This is a genomic window from Solwaraspora sp. WMMD791, assembly GCF_029581195.1.
In the GTDB taxonomy this organism is placed as follows: domain Bacteria; phylum Actinomycetota; class Actinomycetes; order Mycobacteriales; family Micromonosporaceae; genus Micromonospora_E.
This window is the reverse complement of record NZ_CP120737.1, coordinates 3,177,565-3,191,760: the sequence shown is the minus strand read 5'-3', so window position 1 is coordinate 3,191,760 and position 14,196 is coordinate 3,177,565. Positions and strand designations below refer to the sequence as shown.

Annotated in this window: 14 protein-coding genes; 9 read left to right on the top strand and 5 right to left on the bottom strand. The window is 72.4% G+C overall.

Features of this window, described 5'->3' with window-relative positions; all coding sequences use genetic code 11:
• Positions 1–9 precede the first annotated feature (9 nt).
• Together O7623_RS13935 and O7623_RS13930 are read left to right on the top strand one after the other, a co-directional pair.
• Positions 10–912: an ABC transporter ATP-binding protein gene (locus tag O7623_RS13935; protein ID WP_282229048.1), complete on the top strand. Its 903-nt coding sequence runs from the start codon at positions 10–12 to the stop codon at positions 910–912.
• A complete protein-coding gene (locus tag O7623_RS13930) occupies positions 909–1,652 on the top strand; it encodes an ABC transporter permease (protein ID WP_282229047.1) in 744 nt (247 codons plus the stop codon). Before O7623_RS13935 ends, O7623_RS13930 begins: the two co-directional genes overlap by 4 nt.
• A gap of 7 nt (positions 1,653–1,659) precedes the next feature.
• On the opposite strand, the gene O7623_RS13925 is transcribed toward O7623_RS13930, so the two are convergent.
• The gene (locus O7623_RS13925) at positions 1,660–2,580 is read right to left on the bottom strand and encodes a polysaccharide deacetylase family protein (protein WP_282229046.1); all 921 of its coding nucleotides are present in this window, start codon (positions 2,578–2,580) and stop codon (positions 1,660–1,662) included.
• A 148-nt stretch (positions 2,581–2,728) separates the two neighbouring features.
• A complete protein-coding gene (locus O7623_RS13920) occupies positions 2,729–3,346 on the bottom strand; it encodes a DUF4126 domain-containing protein (protein WP_282229045.1) in 618 nt (205 codons plus the stop codon).
• 70 nt (positions 3,347–3,416) lie between these two features.
• Here O7623_RS13920 and nucS point away from each other — a divergent pair, with 70 nt between their 5' ends.
• On the top strand, positions 3,417–4,073 hold the full coding sequence (nucS, locus tag O7623_RS13915) for an endonuclease NucS (protein ID WP_282229044.1): 657 nt from the start codon (positions 3,417–3,419) through the stop codon (positions 4,071–4,073).
• A gap of 74 nt (positions 4,074–4,147) precedes the next feature.
• Complete coding sequence (locus O7623_RS13910; RefSeq protein WP_282229043.1) at positions 4,148–5,521, top strand: DUF2786 domain-containing protein; 1,374 nt, start codon at positions 4,148–4,150, stop codon at positions 5,519–5,521.
• A gap of 84 nt (positions 5,522–5,605) precedes the next feature.
• On the opposite strand, the gene O7623_RS13905 is transcribed toward O7623_RS13910, so the two are convergent.
• Positions 5,606–7,108, bottom strand: a complete 1,503-nt coding sequence (locus O7623_RS13905; RefSeq protein ID WP_282229042.1) for an aldehyde dehydrogenase family protein — start codon at positions 7,106–7,108, stop codon at positions 5,606–5,608.
• 286 nt (positions 7,109–7,394) lie between these two features.
• Here O7623_RS13905 and O7623_RS13900 point away from each other — a divergent pair, with 286 nt between their 5' ends.
• The 4 genes from O7623_RS13900 (at position 7,395) to O7623_RS13885 (ending at position 10,980) form a co-directional block, all read left to right on the top strand.
• The gene (locus O7623_RS13900; RefSeq protein WP_282229041.1) at positions 7,395–7,934 is read left to right on the top strand and encodes an FHA domain-containing protein; all 540 of its coding nucleotides are present in this window, start codon (positions 7,395–7,397) and stop codon (positions 7,932–7,934) included.
• 77 nt (positions 7,935–8,011) lie between these two features.
• The gene (locus O7623_RS13895) at positions 8,012–9,724 is read left to right on the top strand and encodes a 3-hydroxybutyryl-CoA dehydrogenase (RefSeq protein WP_282229040.1); all 1,713 of its coding nucleotides are present in this window, start codon (positions 8,012–8,014) and stop codon (positions 9,722–9,724) included.
• A gap of 178 nt (positions 9,725–9,902) precedes the next feature.
• Positions 9,903–10,121, top strand: a complete 219-nt coding sequence (locus tag O7623_RS13890) for a hypothetical protein (RefSeq protein WP_282229405.1) — start codon at positions 9,903–9,905, stop codon at positions 10,119–10,121.
• A 43-nt stretch (positions 10,122–10,164) separates the two neighbouring features.
• Positions 10,165–10,980, top strand: a complete 816-nt coding sequence (locus O7623_RS13885; RefSeq protein ID WP_282229039.1) for an alpha/beta fold hydrolase — start codon at positions 10,165–10,167, stop codon at positions 10,978–10,980.
• A gap of 72 nt (positions 10,981–11,052) precedes the next feature.
• Here O7623_RS13885 and O7623_RS13880 read toward each other — a convergent pair whose 3' ends face one another.
• Both O7623_RS13880 and O7623_RS13875 read right to left on the bottom strand, forming a co-directional pair.
• Complete coding sequence (locus O7623_RS13880) at positions 11,053–12,042, bottom strand: glycosyltransferase family 2 protein (protein WP_282229038.1); 990 nt, start codon at positions 12,040–12,042, stop codon at positions 11,053–11,055.
• Positions 12,039–12,863, bottom strand: coding sequence for a WecB/TagA/CpsF family glycosyltransferase (locus O7623_RS13875; RefSeq protein ID WP_282229037.1), 825 nt, complete (start codon positions 12,861–12,863; stop codon positions 12,039–12,041). Before O7623_RS13875 ends, O7623_RS13880 begins: the two co-directional genes overlap by 4 nt.
• Before the next feature lie 202 nt (positions 12,864–13,065).
• On the opposite strand from O7623_RS13875, the gene O7623_RS13870 reads away from it, so the two are divergent.
• Positions 13,066–13,995 carry a glycosyltransferase gene (locus tag O7623_RS13870; protein WP_282229036.1) on the top strand — a complete coding sequence of 310 codons (930 nt, stop codon included), beginning with the start codon at positions 13,066–13,068 and terminating at the stop codon, positions 13,993–13,995.
• Positions 13,996–14,196 lie beyond the last annotated feature (201 nt).

Here is a 14,196-nt window from a genome sequence, read left to right as displayed (position 1 = left end):
GAGGCCGTGATGCCCGTCATCGAGGTCGAACACCTGCACAAACGGTACGGCGACCTGGTCGCGGTGGACGACGTGTCGTTCACCGTCGACGAAGGGGAGATCTTCGGCATCCTGGGCCGCAACGGTGCCGGCAAGACCACCACCGTGGAGTGCGCGCTCGGGCTGCGCCGGCCGGACCGGGGCACCGTACGGGTGCTCGGGATGGACCCGCAGCGCGACGGCGCGGCACTGCGCCACCGCCTCGGCGCCCAGTTGCAGGAGAGCCAGCTGCCGGAGCGGTTGAAGGTATGGGAGGCGTTGGAGCTCTACAGCTCCTTCTACCGCTCGCCGGCCGACTGGCGCGAGCTGCTCGACCTGCTCGGCCTGTCGTCGCGACACGACACCCGGTTCGGCCAACTCTCCGGCGGGCAGAAGCAGCGGCTGTCGGTCGCGCTGGCCCTGGTCGGCAACCCTCAGGTGGCGTTCCTCGACGAGTTGACCACCGGGCTGGACCCGGCGGCCCGCCGGGACACCTGGTCGCTGATCGAGTCGGTCCGCAACCAGGGCGTCACCCTCGTGCTGGTCACCCACCTGATGGAGGAGGCGGAGCGGCTCTGTGACCGGGTCGCGGTGATCGACGCCGGCCGGGTGGTCGCCGTCGACACCCCGGCCGGGCTGGCCGCCAGCGTCGAAGCCGGGCAGCGGATCCGGTTCGTCGTGGACCGACCGATCGACCCGGCGCTGCTGGCCGGGCTGCCGCAGGTCACGGCGGTCACCGTCGACGGGCGCGAGGTCGTCGTCGACGGTACGGCGGACCTGCTGCTCGCGGTGGTGGCGGCGTTGTCGCGCCACGACGTGACCCCACGCGAACTGCGGATGCAGCAGGCCACCCTGGACGACGCGTTCCTGGTACTCACCGGAGGCCACCGATGACCGCGCTGCGGCGACTCACCGTGATGGAGGCCAAGCTGCTGCTGCGGGATCCGGCGGCGGTGGTGATGGCGCTGGTCTTCCCGATGCTGCTGATCATCGTGCTGGGCGCGGTGATGCCGGGCTTCCGTACCCCGGTCCCGGAGCTCGACGGGCTGCGCCCGATCGACCTCTACCTGCCGGTGGTCGTCGCCCTGTCGGTGGCCACCGTCGCGCTCAACTCGCTGCCCACCACGGTGGCCGCCTACCGGGAGCGCGGAGTGCTGCGCCGGATGGCGACCACCCCGGTGCGTCCGGGGAAGCTGCTCGGCGCGCAGTTGATCGTCGCGGTGGCCGCCACCACGGTCGCGATCGGCCTGGCGGTCGCGGCGGCCGCGGTCGGGTTCCGGGTGCCGCTGCCGGCCCGGCCGGCCAGCTTCGCAGTGGTCTTCCTGCTCGGTGCGGCGGCCACCTTCGCCATCGGCCTGCTGGTCGCCGCCCTGGTGCCGACGAGCAGATCGGCGAACGCGGTCAGCATGCTGCTGTACTTCCCGATGCTGTTCTTCGCCGGGGTGTGGACGCCGGGGCCGCTGATGCCCGAGACGATCCGCCGGATCGCCGACGTCACGCCGCTCGGCGCGCTCAGCCAGAGCATGCAGGCCACCTGGACGGGCGGCCCGGTGCGGCCACTGCACCTGCTGGTGCTGGTCGGCTACCTGGTCGGCGCGGGAGTGCTGGCCGCCCGCTTGTTCCGGTGGAGGTGAGCCGGCACTATCCGGCCAGCACCTCCGACAGGGTGGCCGGGGTCAGCCCCCGGTCCCGCAACCCGGCCAGGATGTGCGGCAACGCCTCGTCGGTCATCGCGGCGTTGGCCTCGGTGACATGCAGCACCACCACCGAGCCTGGCCGTACGCCGGACAGCACCGCGTCGACGATCGGTTGCCAGGCGGTGGCGAACGGGTCGCCACTGATCACGTCGCCGTCGACCACGGTCAGCCCGAGCGGGGCGAGCGCGGCCAGCGCCGCCCCGTCGTGGCACAGCCCGGGGAACCGGAAGTAGCGGGTCTGCCGGCCGCCGTACGGTGCGATCACGTCGAAGGTCTTCGCCACGTCGGCGGTCATCGCGTTCGCCGGCACCTGCGGCAGGCCGTAACAGTCGGCGGTGAACGCCGCGTGGTCGTACGTGTGGTTGGCCAGCTCGAACCGGGGGTTGGCGGCCAGCCGGCGGGTCAGATCCGGGTACTCCTCGACCCACATGCCGGTGAGGAAGAAGGTCGCCGGCACCTGCTCGCGTTCCAGCAGCTCGACGATGGCCAGGTTCGCGTACGAGCGGACCTCGCCGCTGCGCAGGCTGTATCGCATTCCCTCGGTCATGTCCGCGTCGAAGGTCAACGCGACCAGGTTGCCGGTGCGCGGTCCGTGATCGACCACGGGTGGGCGGGTCCCGGGCCGGGTCGCACCGGGCTGCTCGGCCGGGCCGGGCGGGGCGGACGGTGCGGCTGTCGGCGGGACCGGCGTACCGGTGTCGTCGCCCGGACCACCCGTCGACGGTGCCGGGCCGACGGTGCCGGCGACCGCCGGGTCCTCGGCGGCCGCGCCGTCTCCGGTGGTGACCAGGCCGACGGCGATCGCGCCGAGGCCGACGACGGCGACCGCCGTCGCCGCCGCCAGTGCCGCCGAACGTGAACCCACGGCGGAGATCGTCGCAGGCCGGGTCGGGCGATGATGAACGGGTCCTCGCGTTTTCGACCGTTCGGCGCGCAGGATCGGCGCGGTCGGGTCATGGCCCGGCGCGGTCAGTTCAGGGTGGGGCGCGGTCAGTTCAGGGTGGGGTGCCCGGTCAGACCCGGTACCCGGCGGCGCGGGCGGCCCTGCGTTCCCGGCGGCGGTGTACGGCCCGACGGATCAGCAGCGGCCCACCGATCACCAGCACGACCAGGAATACCAGGACCAGCACCGGCAACAGGATGGCCACCACCGACATCACCACGCTGGTGACGTCCTCGGCGGTGCTCGCCACCGGAGCGCCGACCCCGGCGGTCGCTGTGTTGATCACCGGGCGGGCGGTGGCCTTGAGGGTGTGCACGCCGAGCGCGATCAGCACCCCGACCACCACCGGAATCCACTGGTTCGAGGTGAAGAACTCGCCGGGATCGCTGACCGTCACGGTCTCCGACGACGAGCCCGCGCCGAACGCCAGTCCGCCCGCGGTCGGCCGCACCACTGTCTGCACCACGTCGTTGACGTGGTCGACCACCGGCACCTTGTCGGCGACCAGTTCGACGGCGAGCAGCCCGGCGAGGATGGCCAGCACCCAGCCGTTGCTGATCCACTGCCACCCGTCGGGCGGCGTGATCAGGCTGGTGTAGCGGGCCAGCAGCCCCACGGTCAGCAGCGGGATGTACGCGTTGAGCCCGGCGGACGCCGCCAGCCCGGTCCCGGTCAGCAGTTCGAACACATGATCCAGGATCGCACCGCCGCGCCAGCCCTGCGCGGCGAGCAGCCGCCGCTGCCGCTACCCTCGTCGGGTGCGGCTGGTGATTGCGCGGTGTGCGGTGGACTACGTCGGTCGACTCTCGGCGCATCTGCCGCCGGCGACCCGACTGCTGATGGTCAAGGCGGACGGGTCCGTGTCGATCCACGCCGACGACCGGGCCTACAAGCCGTTGAACTGGATGAGCCCGCCGTGCCGGCTGACCGAGTCGCCCGGGGTCTGGCGGGTGGTGAACAAGGCCGGCGAGGAGCTGCGGATCACCATCGAGGAGATCATTCACGACACCTCGTACGATCTCGGTGTCGACCCGGGGTTGCGCAAGGACGGTGTGGAGGCCCACCTGCAGGAGCTGCTGGCGGCCAACCCGACCACCTTCGGGGACGGGTTCACCCTGGTCCGACGGGAGTACATGACCGCGATCGGCCCGGTCGACCTGCTCTGCCGCGACGGTGCCGCCACCGTCGCGATCGAGGTCAAGCGGCGGGGCGAGATCGACGGGGTCGAGCAGCTCACCCGCTACCTGGAGCTGCTCAACCGGGATCCGTTGCTCGCCCCGGTGGCCGGCATCTTCGCCGCTCAGGAGATCAAGCCCCAGGCCCGGGTCCTCGCCGAGGACCGGGGCATCCGCTGCGTGGTCGTCGACTACGACAAGCTGCGGGGCATCGAACGTGACGAGCTGACCCTGTTCTGACCGGCACCAGCGGGCGGGTCGCGCCGTTGACTCCGTCGAGACCGGACAACGGTGCCGACCCGAGGAGGTCCAGCGTGGGCATTCGCAACCAGCAGCGTCGCGCGGCCAAGAAGAAGGCCCGCGAGCATCGTCAGCGCATCCGGCAGGAGGCCACCGCTGGCGGCACGGGGTATCCGCCGTTCGGCGCCTTCGCCGCGCCCACCGAGGCGGACCGGATCGACGACCTGCTGCGCGCGGCCGCGCACGCGATGGCCGAGGACCGGGCCGAGGTGTTCGACGACGCCGTCGCGGCGCTGGTCGCCGCCGACGACCGGCTCGTCGACCAGGTGGTGGATGCCGCCTTCACGCTGCTCCTCGCCGCCCTGTGGCGGCACGGCTGGATGCCCGCCGACCTGCTGCGGGTGGTCCGGCGCGAGCACGGCAAACGCCCGGTCGGCCTGGTCGCCGGGCAGCTGGCGGCGCAACTGCGCGGGTACGCGGCGGCGACCGTCGCCGAGCGCTGGCACCGGCAGTTGCGGGAGCTGGAGATCGACGTCTGGGGCACCGACCCGGTCGATCACCGGCTGACCGCCTGGGCCGGTCGGTCCAACCTGGACCGTACGGCGGCCCTGACGGCGGCGGCACAGGCACTCGCCCTGCTCTCGGGCCTGCCGTCGTTGGAGCCGGTCGCCCCACCCCCGGGCACCGTCCGCCCCGGCGCCGCCGGCCCGGACCGTGGAGCACGGCCGGCCAGGCCAGATGTCTCCAGCGTGGACGAACGTCAGCTCGGCCGGATCCGGGCGTTGCTGGCCAAGGCCGAGTCCACCGAGTTCCCGGAGGAGGCCGAGGCGTTGTCGGCCAAGGCCCAGGAACTGATGACCCGGCACAGCATCGACCACGCGCTGCTGGCCGCCGCCCGCTCCGGGGACACCGCGCCGACCCCGATCGCCGTACGGGTCGGCCTCGACGCGCCGTACGAGCAGGCCAAGGCATTCCTGCTGCAGCAGGTCGCGGAGGCGAACCGGTGCCGGTCGGTGTGGTCGGGGCGGCTCGGCTTCGCCACCGTGGTCGGGTTCGCCGCGGACTGCGAGTCGGTGGAGCTGCTGCACACGTCGCTACTGGTCCAGGCGACAGCGGCGATGCTGCGCAACGGGTCGCAGCGGGGGCGGGGTGGGCAGTCGACGACCCGGTCGTTCCGCCAGTCGTTCCTGGAGGCGTACGCGGTCCGGATCGGCCAGCGGCTGAGCACGGTCGCCGACGACGCCGGCCGGGCGGCGGCCACCCGGACCGGCACCGACCTGGTGCCCGTGCTGGCAGCCCGCGACGAGCAGGTCCGACAGACCACCGAGCAGCTCTTCCCGGAGCTGGGTGCGCGGATGATCTCCGGCAACAACCAGGCCGGCTGGGTCGCCGGTACGGCCGCCGCCGACCAGGCCAGCCTGGGCACGCGCGCGCCGGTCACCCGCTGACGCAAGGCGGGCCGGTCATCCGCTGACGCAAGGCGGGCCGGTCATCCGCTGACGCCGGGCGACGGCCACTGGCCGGCCCGGCCGTCACCAGCGGCCGTAGCGCAGCCGGATCGCGGTGACGATCCGGGCCACGTCCGCCGCCGTACGTTCGAAGGTCGTCGTCGGCAGCAGCGACGGGGCCCGCCGGTAGGTGATCGCCTTGGCCCGGGCGAACTCCTTCAGGCCGTCCTCGCCGTGGATGCGACCGAACCCGGAGTCGCCGACCCCGCCGAACGGCAGCTCGCTGAAGCCGGCGAAGGTCAGCGTGGAGTTGACCGAGACCATGCCGCTGCGGATCCGCCGGGCGACCGCGATCGCCCGGCGCTTGCCGAAGACCGCGCCGCCGAGCCCGTACCGGCTGTCGTTGGTCCGGGCGATCGCCTCGTCGATGTCGGCGACCCGGTTGATCACGACGGTGGGGCCGAAGGTCTCCTCCCGGGCCGCGGCGCAGTCGTGCGGCACGTCGACCAGCACCGTCGGGTGCACGAACGGCGGGCGGACCGCAGCCGGGCCGCCGAGCACCGCCCGGCCGCCGCTGGCGATCGCGTCGTCGATGTGTCGGCGGATCACGTCGATCTGACCGGGCATGGTGATCGGGCCGAGCTGGTCGGTCGGGTCGGTGCCGACGGTCAGCCGGGCGGCCCGGTCCACCACGGCGGTGACGAACGCGTCGTGCACCGTGTCGAGCACGTACACCCGCTCGATGCCGATGCAGCTCTGCCCGGCGTTGGTCATCGCGCCCCAGACGCACGCCTCGGCCGCCGCCTCGATGTCGGCGTCGTCGTCGACGATCATCGCGTCCTTGCCGCCGGCTTCGATCAGCACCGGGGTGAGGGTCTGCGCGCAGGCGGCCATCACCGCCCGGCCGGTGCGCGACGAGCCGGTGAACGCGATCTTGTCGACGCCCGCGCCGCAGAGCGCGGCGCCGACGTCGCCGAGCCCGTGCACGATCTGCAGTACGGGGTGCTCGCCGACCACCTCGGCGAACGTGTCGACCAGCCACTGACCGATGCCCGGGGTGTACTCGCTGGGCTTGAAGACGACGGCGTTGCCGGCGGCCAGCGCGTACGCGATCGAACCGATCGGGGTCACCACCGGGTAGTTCCACGGGCCGATGACCCCGACCACGCCGAGCGGCTGGTACTCGAGGTGACCGCTGAACTCGGCGGTGACCAGCCGGGTTCGGGTCCGCCGGTGGCCGAGCACCCGCTTGGCATGGTGCGCCGCCCAGTCGATGTGCTCGACGGCGGCGGCGATCTCGACGACCGCGTCGGCGACCGGCTTGCCGCCCTCCCGGTTGACCACCTCGGCGAGCTCGGTCATCCGGTTGGCGATCAGCGACCGCCAGCGCAGCAGCCGGCGGCGGCGCTGCGCGTGGCCGAGCCCGACCCACCAGGCACCAGCGGCCCGGGCGGCGGTCACCGCCGTGGCGACACCGGCGGCGTCGGCGACCGGGAACCGGCCGACCTCGGCGCCGGTGGCCGGGTGGGAGGAGAGAAGGAACCCGTCGATGAGCTCCGGCTGACCGGGAATCCGTACCGCTGTCAACGCTGCTCCTCGTCGCTCGTCGGGGCCGACCCGAAGTGTATTCGTGAAAGATACTCGCAGGTAATCGGACGTTGATTCATGGCAATGTATTGGCACGGCTGACCGGGTGTCGTTGCGTCGAGTGTCCGGTTGTCGCAGGCGGTCGCCGAACCGGTGGCGCGGCGCTGGCCCGCCCGGTAGCCAACACCGGACGAGGGACCGTGGCTACGTCTGGGGCGACCTGGCAAGCTGCATCGGTGACGCGACGTGCGTCGCGATCGAGGGTGGAAGGGCGCCACACCAGCAGATGTCCGAACATCAGTCGCTGTTACCTCTCCTGCAGATCGTCAACGGCCCGACCCCCGGGGCCAGCTACCGCCTCTCCGCCGGCAACCGGGTGATCGGCCGGGACACCGGCCTGGACATCACGATCGACGACGTCAAGGTCAGCCGGTGTCACGCCACGATCGAGGTGGGCGGTGGCCGCACCGTCCTCACCGACCAGGCCTCGACCAACGGGACCTGGGTCAACGAGCTGCGGATCGCCCAGCCCACCGAGCTGCGCGACGGCGACCGGATCCGTATCGGCGGGATCGAGCTGCGTTACTACGACCCCGCGTCGGCCCTGACCGACCCGGTCGGCACCCGGATACCGCTGCCGACCGCCGCGCCGTCGGGCGTACCGGTCCGGCCGACCACCGGCCTGCGGTCGCCGCTGCACGCCGCGCTCGGCGAACCCACCCAGGCGATGCGACCGTCCCGTCGGCCCAGCCTGATGCTGATGGCCGGCCTCGCCGCAGTGTTCCTGGTCGGCTGGGTCACCTGGCTGGTCGTGGTCATCACCTGAGCGGTGTCGCGGCCTGGGACGTGGCAGACTGCCCGGCAAGGCTCAGCTGACGTTCAGGCACGGCGGGTGGAGGCGGCATGGCGCGCGAGTGCAGCACGGTCGGAGTCGTCGGACTCGGCACGATGGGCGCGGGGATCGTGGAGGTCTTCGCCCGCAACGGCGTACCGGTGGTCGCGGTCGAGATCGACCAGGCGGCGCTGGACCGGGGCCGGGCCAACCTGGCCGCCTCCACCGACCGGGCCGTCGCCCGGGGCAAGCTCGACCCGGCCGACCGCGACGCCCTGCACGCCCGGGTCACCTTCGCCGTGGGGCTGGCCGCGCTGAGCGAGGTCGACCTGGTCGTCGAGGCCGTCCCGGAGCGGCTCGACCTCAAACAACGCCTGCTCGCCGCGCTCGACCACACCTGCAAGCCGGACGCGATCCTGGCCACCAACACCTCCTCGCTGAGCGTCACCGAGATCGCGGTCGCCACCGGCCGCCCCGAACGGGTCGTCGGCCTGCACTTCTTCAACCCGGCGCCGGTGATGAGACTCGTCGAGGTGGTCCGGACGGTGGTCACCGACCCGGCGGTCGTCGCCGACGTCGAAGCGCTCTGTCGGCGGCTCGGCAAGGTCGGCGTGACGGTCGGCGACCGGGCCGGTTTCATCGCCAACTGGCTGCTGTTCGGCTACCTCAACCAGGCGATCGGGATGTACGAGTCCCGGTACGCCAGCCGCGAGGACATCGACACCGCGATGCGACTGGGCTGCCGGCTGCCGATGGGCCCGCTCGCGCTGCTCGACCTGATCGGCCTGGACACCGCCTACGAGGTGCTGGACACCATGTATCGCCGGGGTGGCCGGGACCGCCGGCACGCCCCGGCTCCGCTGCTGCGCCAGATGGTCACCGCCGGGCTGCTGGGTCGCAAGTCAGGGCGGGGGTTCTACACCTACGAAGCGCCCGGTTCGGCGCGGCTCGTCGCCGACGACCGGACCCCGCCGGCCGGTCCGGCCGGCCCAACCGCTCAGCAGCCGGCCGGTTCGGAGCCGGCCGGTGGCGCGGTGGCGGTGCGTACCGTCGGGATCGTCGGCGGCGGACCGACCGCCGACCACCTCACGGCGGCCTGCGTCGCCGCCGGGCACACCGTCGTCGCTGTCGCCTACGACGGCCCCGGCACCGACCTGGCCGGACTCGCCGACGCCGACCTGGTCGTCGAGACGCTCGCCGGGGACCTGGCGACCACCCGGGCGCTGCTCGCCGCGCTGGACACCGTCTGCCAGCCGGCCGCCGTCCTGGCCACCACGACCTCGACGCTGTCCGTCGTCGACCTGGCGATGGCCACCGGCCGGCCGGAGCAGGTGCTCGGGCTGCACCTGCCCGCCCCGGCCCCGCAGGGCGACCTCGTCGAGCTCGTCCGCACGATCCGCGCCGCCCCGCAGGCCGTCGCCACCGTCGCAGGGTTCTGCACCGGCCTCGGCAAGACCGTGGTGACCTGCGACGACCGGGCCGGTCAGCTGGTCGGGGCACTGCTGACGCCGTACCTCAACGACGCCGTGCGGATGCTGGAGGCCGGGTACGCGACGGCCGACGACATCGACGCGGCGATGACCCTCGGCTGCGGCTACCCGACCGGCCCGTTCGCGCTGATCGACACCCTCGGCCTGGACACCGTCCTGGCCGTCGCGCGGGCGCTGTACGACGAGACGCGGGAACCGGGCCTCGCCCCGGCGCCGCTGCTGCGGCACCTGGTGACCGCCGGCCGGCTCGGCCGGCACGTCGGCCACGGGTTCCGGCCGTACCCGCAGAGCTGACCGGGCGACCAACCGACGTACCCTTGCGACCATGAGTCCGCGCCGCAACCGTCCGGTCCGCCGGACCGGCTCCGGCGGCCGTTCCGGGCCCGGCGCGGCAGGTCAGCCCGAGCCGATCGACCCGGAGCGGGTACGCCGGGGCGTCGCCGCGGTGCAGTCGTGGTCCGACGGCGACTGGATGGTCCGGTCGGTGCCGGGACCGGCGGCGACCAAGACGTACCGGTGTCCCGGTTGCGTGCAGGAGATCCGCCCCGGGGTGCCGCACCTGGTCGCCTGGCCGGTGGACGGCCGCGGTGACCTGACCGACCGGCGGCACTGGCACACCGGCTGCTGGCGGGCCCGCCAGCAGCGGCAGCCCGGGATCGAGCGCTCCCGATCCGCACCCCGCTACGGCTGACCCGCTACGGCCGACCCGGTCGCGACGGTGGCAGACTGGTCCGGTGAGCGAGCCGATCCGGTCCATGTCGATCCTGCCCGCCGAGCGCCGCGACATCGAGTTGCACACCGCCGACGGGCTCACCCTGGTCGGCGAGCTGGCGCTGCCGGTCGACCGCCCACCGGTCGCCACGCTGATCTGCCTGCATCCGCTGCCGACCCACGGCGGCATGATGGACAGCCACGTGTTCCGCAAGGCGGCCTGGCGGCTGCCGGCGCTGGCCGGGCTGGCCGTGCTGCGGTTCAACACCCGGGGTACGGCCAGTGAACGCGGCACCAGCGAGGGCAGCTTCGACAACGCCGAGGGGGAGCGGTACGACGTCGCGGCGGCCATCGAGTACGCCGAGTTCGCCGAGCTGCCCCGGATCTGGCTGGTCGGCTGGTCGTTCGGCACCGACCTGGCCCTGCGGTACGGCTGCGACCCGGCGGTCGCCGGGGCCGTCCTGCTCTCCCCGCCGCTGCGCTTCGCCACCGACGCGGACCTGGCCACCTGGTCGGAGTCGGGCAAGCCGGTGACCGCCCTGGTGCCGGAGCTGGACGACTACCTGCGACCGGCGGCGGCGACCGAACGGTTCGCCGCGATCAGCCAGGCGGAGGTGGTCGGGGTGCCGGGTGCCCGGCACCTGTGGGTCGGCGACGTCGAACGGGTGCTCGACGAGGTGGTGCGGCGGGTCGCGCCACAGGTGCCGGTGCCGCTGCCGACCAGCTGGGACGGCCCGATGGAGGTCGGTGACTCCAGTGCGTACGCCGACCGTACGGTGGCCGCATTCGCGGACGTGCCGGTCACCGGCCCGGCACAGCGCGACGCCGACCCGGCCTGACCGGTCGGCCGGTGTCGTACCCACCGGTCAGCCTGCGTCGGGCACGGGCCGCCCGGGTCCGGGTCCGGTCTGTCAGTGGGGGACGCTGGCGAGCCGCTCGGTGGTCGGCCGGTCCTCGTCGACGGGCGGATATCCGGGTGCCCAGTCGCCCCGGGACCGCCAGACGTCGACCCAATCGACTCCCCGGGACCGGTCGCGGCCCAGCAGCGTCCTGCCGAGCGCGCGGAGCCCGACGCCGGCGGTCAGCAACCCGATCCCCAGCCGGGCGCGCGTCGGTGACCAGTGTTGCCGCAGGTAGGTGGACCGGCCGCGGAGCAACCGGATGCGCTGCCCTTCGGAGCTGGACGAGGCACCGACAAGGTGGACGACCTGCGCGTCCGGGGTGAGCACCGGTCGGGCCCCGAGCGCCCGGGCCCGGGTGCTCAGGTCGATGTCCTCGCTGTAGAGGAAATAGCGCGGGTCGAAGCCGCCGAGCCGTCCGAACAGCTCCCGTTCGATCAGCAGCAGACAGCCGGACAGCGCCGGCACCTCGCGGACGGTCCGCCGGTCGTAGTTGGGCAGCCCTTCCGGATCCGCCCAGGCCCGGCCGCGCAGGACGGTCGACAGCCCGGTGGCGAACCCGACCGTGCTCCACAACGTCGGTAGGCCCCAGCACGAGTAGTTGTCGTCGGTGCCGTCCGGGCGCAGCGTCCGGCCGGTGTACATGCCATGGCCGGGGTGCCGGTCGGCGAAGTCGACCAGCGCGGCGACCGGGTTGCCGACCGGCTCGGTGTCCGGGTTGAGGCAGAGCAGGTAGCGGCCGGAGCTGACCAGCGCACCCCGGTTGACGCCCCGGCCGAACCCGACGTTGTCGGTGAGCCGGACGAGTCGGACCTGGGGGAACCGTTCGGCGACGGCGTCGGCCGACCCGTCGGTCGAGGCGTTGTCGACGACCACCACCTCGGCGGTGACCGACACCGACGGTGCGGTGGCCAGGCTGGCGTACAGCTCGGTCAGGCAGCGCAGGATCAGCTCGCGGGTGTTGTACGAGACGATGACGACCGAGACGTCCGGGCGGCTCACCGCCGCCTCCCGGTGCCCACCGTGTCGGGCCGACGCTGCCGCCGGCCGCCCCGTGGGGCCGGGATCCGCCGGGTCGGCGCGGCCGAGACCTCCGTCGGTGCCTCCGCCGCCGGGCGGCCGGGCCGCAACCGGTTCCGGGCGCTACCGCCGAGCAGCCGCAACGCGAACGGTACGTCGTGCAGCAGGTAGCGGCGCATCAGACGGTGCGGTTCGCCGAGCAGCCGGTGCACCCATTCCAACCCGGTGCGCTGCATCCAGCGCGGGGCGCGACGGTGCACTCCGGCGACGAAGCCGATCGCCGCACCGCAGCCCATGAACCAGGTCCCGGGCAGCAGCGGACGGAGCCGGGCGATCAGCCGCTCCTGCTTGGGGAAACCGAGACCGACGTAGACCAGGTCAGGTGCGGCAGCGGTCACCTCGGCGCAGATCGCAGCGAGCTGCTCCTCGGAGGTGTCGAACCCGAACGGCGGGCTCAGCTCGCCAGCGATCACCAGCTGCGGGAACGCGGCGCGCAGCACCTCGGCCGCCCGTACGGCGGTGCCGGGCTCGCCGCCGAGCAGGTAGACCGACCGGCCCCGGGCACCGAGGGCGGCCGACAGGCTCCAGATCAGGTCGGAGCCGGGGACCCGGGCCGGCAGCGGGTCGCCCTGGAGGCGACTGGCCCAGATCAGCGGGGCGCCGTCCGCCACCACCAGAGTTGATGACTCTACGTGTTTGCGGCACTCCGGTTCGCGGCTCGCGCGGCGCAGAATGTCCACGTTCGGGGTGATGATCTGCCCACCCCGCCCAGCATCGAGCGCGGTGACCACCTCGTCGACCACGTCCTGCTCGCGGACGTGATCGAAACTGACGTCACACAGAGTAATGCGGCGCCTATTTGGGGTGATGGTGTCCTGGTCATGGGGCACAGCAGCACACGGTACTTGCCGGGATGGTCCAACGGATGGTCCATCCGGTGTCAGCTAGGCGATAGTGAGGTTGCCCATTCGACTGGTTGCCGTATCCCCCAGAAATGGAAGCATCGTGCCTGTGCAGATTACTGTCATCATGCCGGCCTTCAACGAGGAAGAGGGGATCGGCGCGGCCTTGCGTGCAATGACCGAATCTCCACACTTTGGGCCGGACATCGACATTATCGTGGCCGCGAACGGCTGCAGCGACCGCACGGCGGAGGTTGCTCGCGCCTGCGGCGTCCGGGTCCTGGAGATCGCCACTCCGTCCAAAATCGCCGCGCTGAACGCAGCCGACGCGATCGCCGACGGAGACGTACGGATCTATCTCGATGCCGACATCGCCGCGCCGGTCGAGTTGCTGCGCGCGCTGGCGGCCGCGATCGCCGAACCCGGTGTGGAGGCGGCGGCACCCCGGCCGGTGATCGACGCGTCGGGCAGCACGTGGCCGGTGCGTGCCTACTACGCGATCAACTCGCGCCTGCCGGTCTTCAGTGGCCGACTGTTCGGCCGGGGTCTGATCGCATTGTCGGCCGAGGCACGTGCGCGATTCACCAATTTTCCGGACATTATCGCCGACGACATGTTTCTTGACGCTGTGGTGCGGTCGACCGAGAAGCGCGACGTTGACCTGCCCGTACGGGTGGTGGCTCCACGCCGTACCGGCGAACTTGTCCGCCGGGTGGCCCGCTCCCGGGCGGGCAATGCGGAATTCTGGCATTTCGTCCGGACCGACCCGCGCGGCGCGGATCTTGCGCTCGATCCGGTGCCTGGATCCAGCCCGTGGTCGTGGTTGCGCCGAGTGGTGCTGACGACTCCCCGACTTGTTCCTGCGGCATTCTGTTATGTAACGATCACTGTTGCCGCAGAGTTCATGCGTCGTTCTCCTGGGTGGAACGAGCGGTCCGGCTGGGGCCGCCCCGGTGGCGGCGGACCGAATCCCCGCGGCGCCACTGATGATCCACAGTCAACGGTGGGTAGCTCCGATGTCGGACGAGGATAAGATCAACGATCTCGATCCGTCGATCCTTGCCGCGAAGAAACCTCATCATTCGCCGATGAACGGGTGAGTGATCTTCGTCCTGCCAGGTTGCCATAAGAGAGCATTAAGTTCCTTGGGAAGGTCTGTGGGCTGGGCTACCGTCGGCCTCGGCCCTGAACGGGTGGCGTGGGTCGCTGCCGTGGCGTCGGGGTCGGAGTGCCT

What these genes read in the sequence shown, in the direction of transcription:
- O7623_RS13890 (WP_282229405.1), top strand. Translation starts at nt 9,903, where the DNA reads ATGGTCCGGTCGGTGCCGGGACCGGCGGCGACCAAGACGTACCGGTGT.
- O7623_RS13930 (WP_282229047.1), top strand. Translation starts at nt 909, where the DNA reads ATGACCGCGCTGCGGCGACTCACCGTGATGGAGGCCAAGCTGCTGCTG.
- O7623_RS13935 (WP_282229048.1), top strand. Translation starts at nt 10, where the DNA reads ATGCCCGTCATCGAGGTCGAACACCTGCACAAACGGTACGGCGACCTG.
- O7623_RS13895 (WP_282229040.1), top strand. Translation starts at nt 8,012, where the DNA reads ATGGCGCGCGAGTGCAGCACGGTCGGAGTCGTCGGACTCGGCACGATG.
- O7623_RS13900 (WP_282229041.1), top strand. Translation starts at nt 7,395, where the DNA reads ATGTCCGAACATCAGTCGCTGTTACCTCTCCTGCAGATCGTCAACGGC.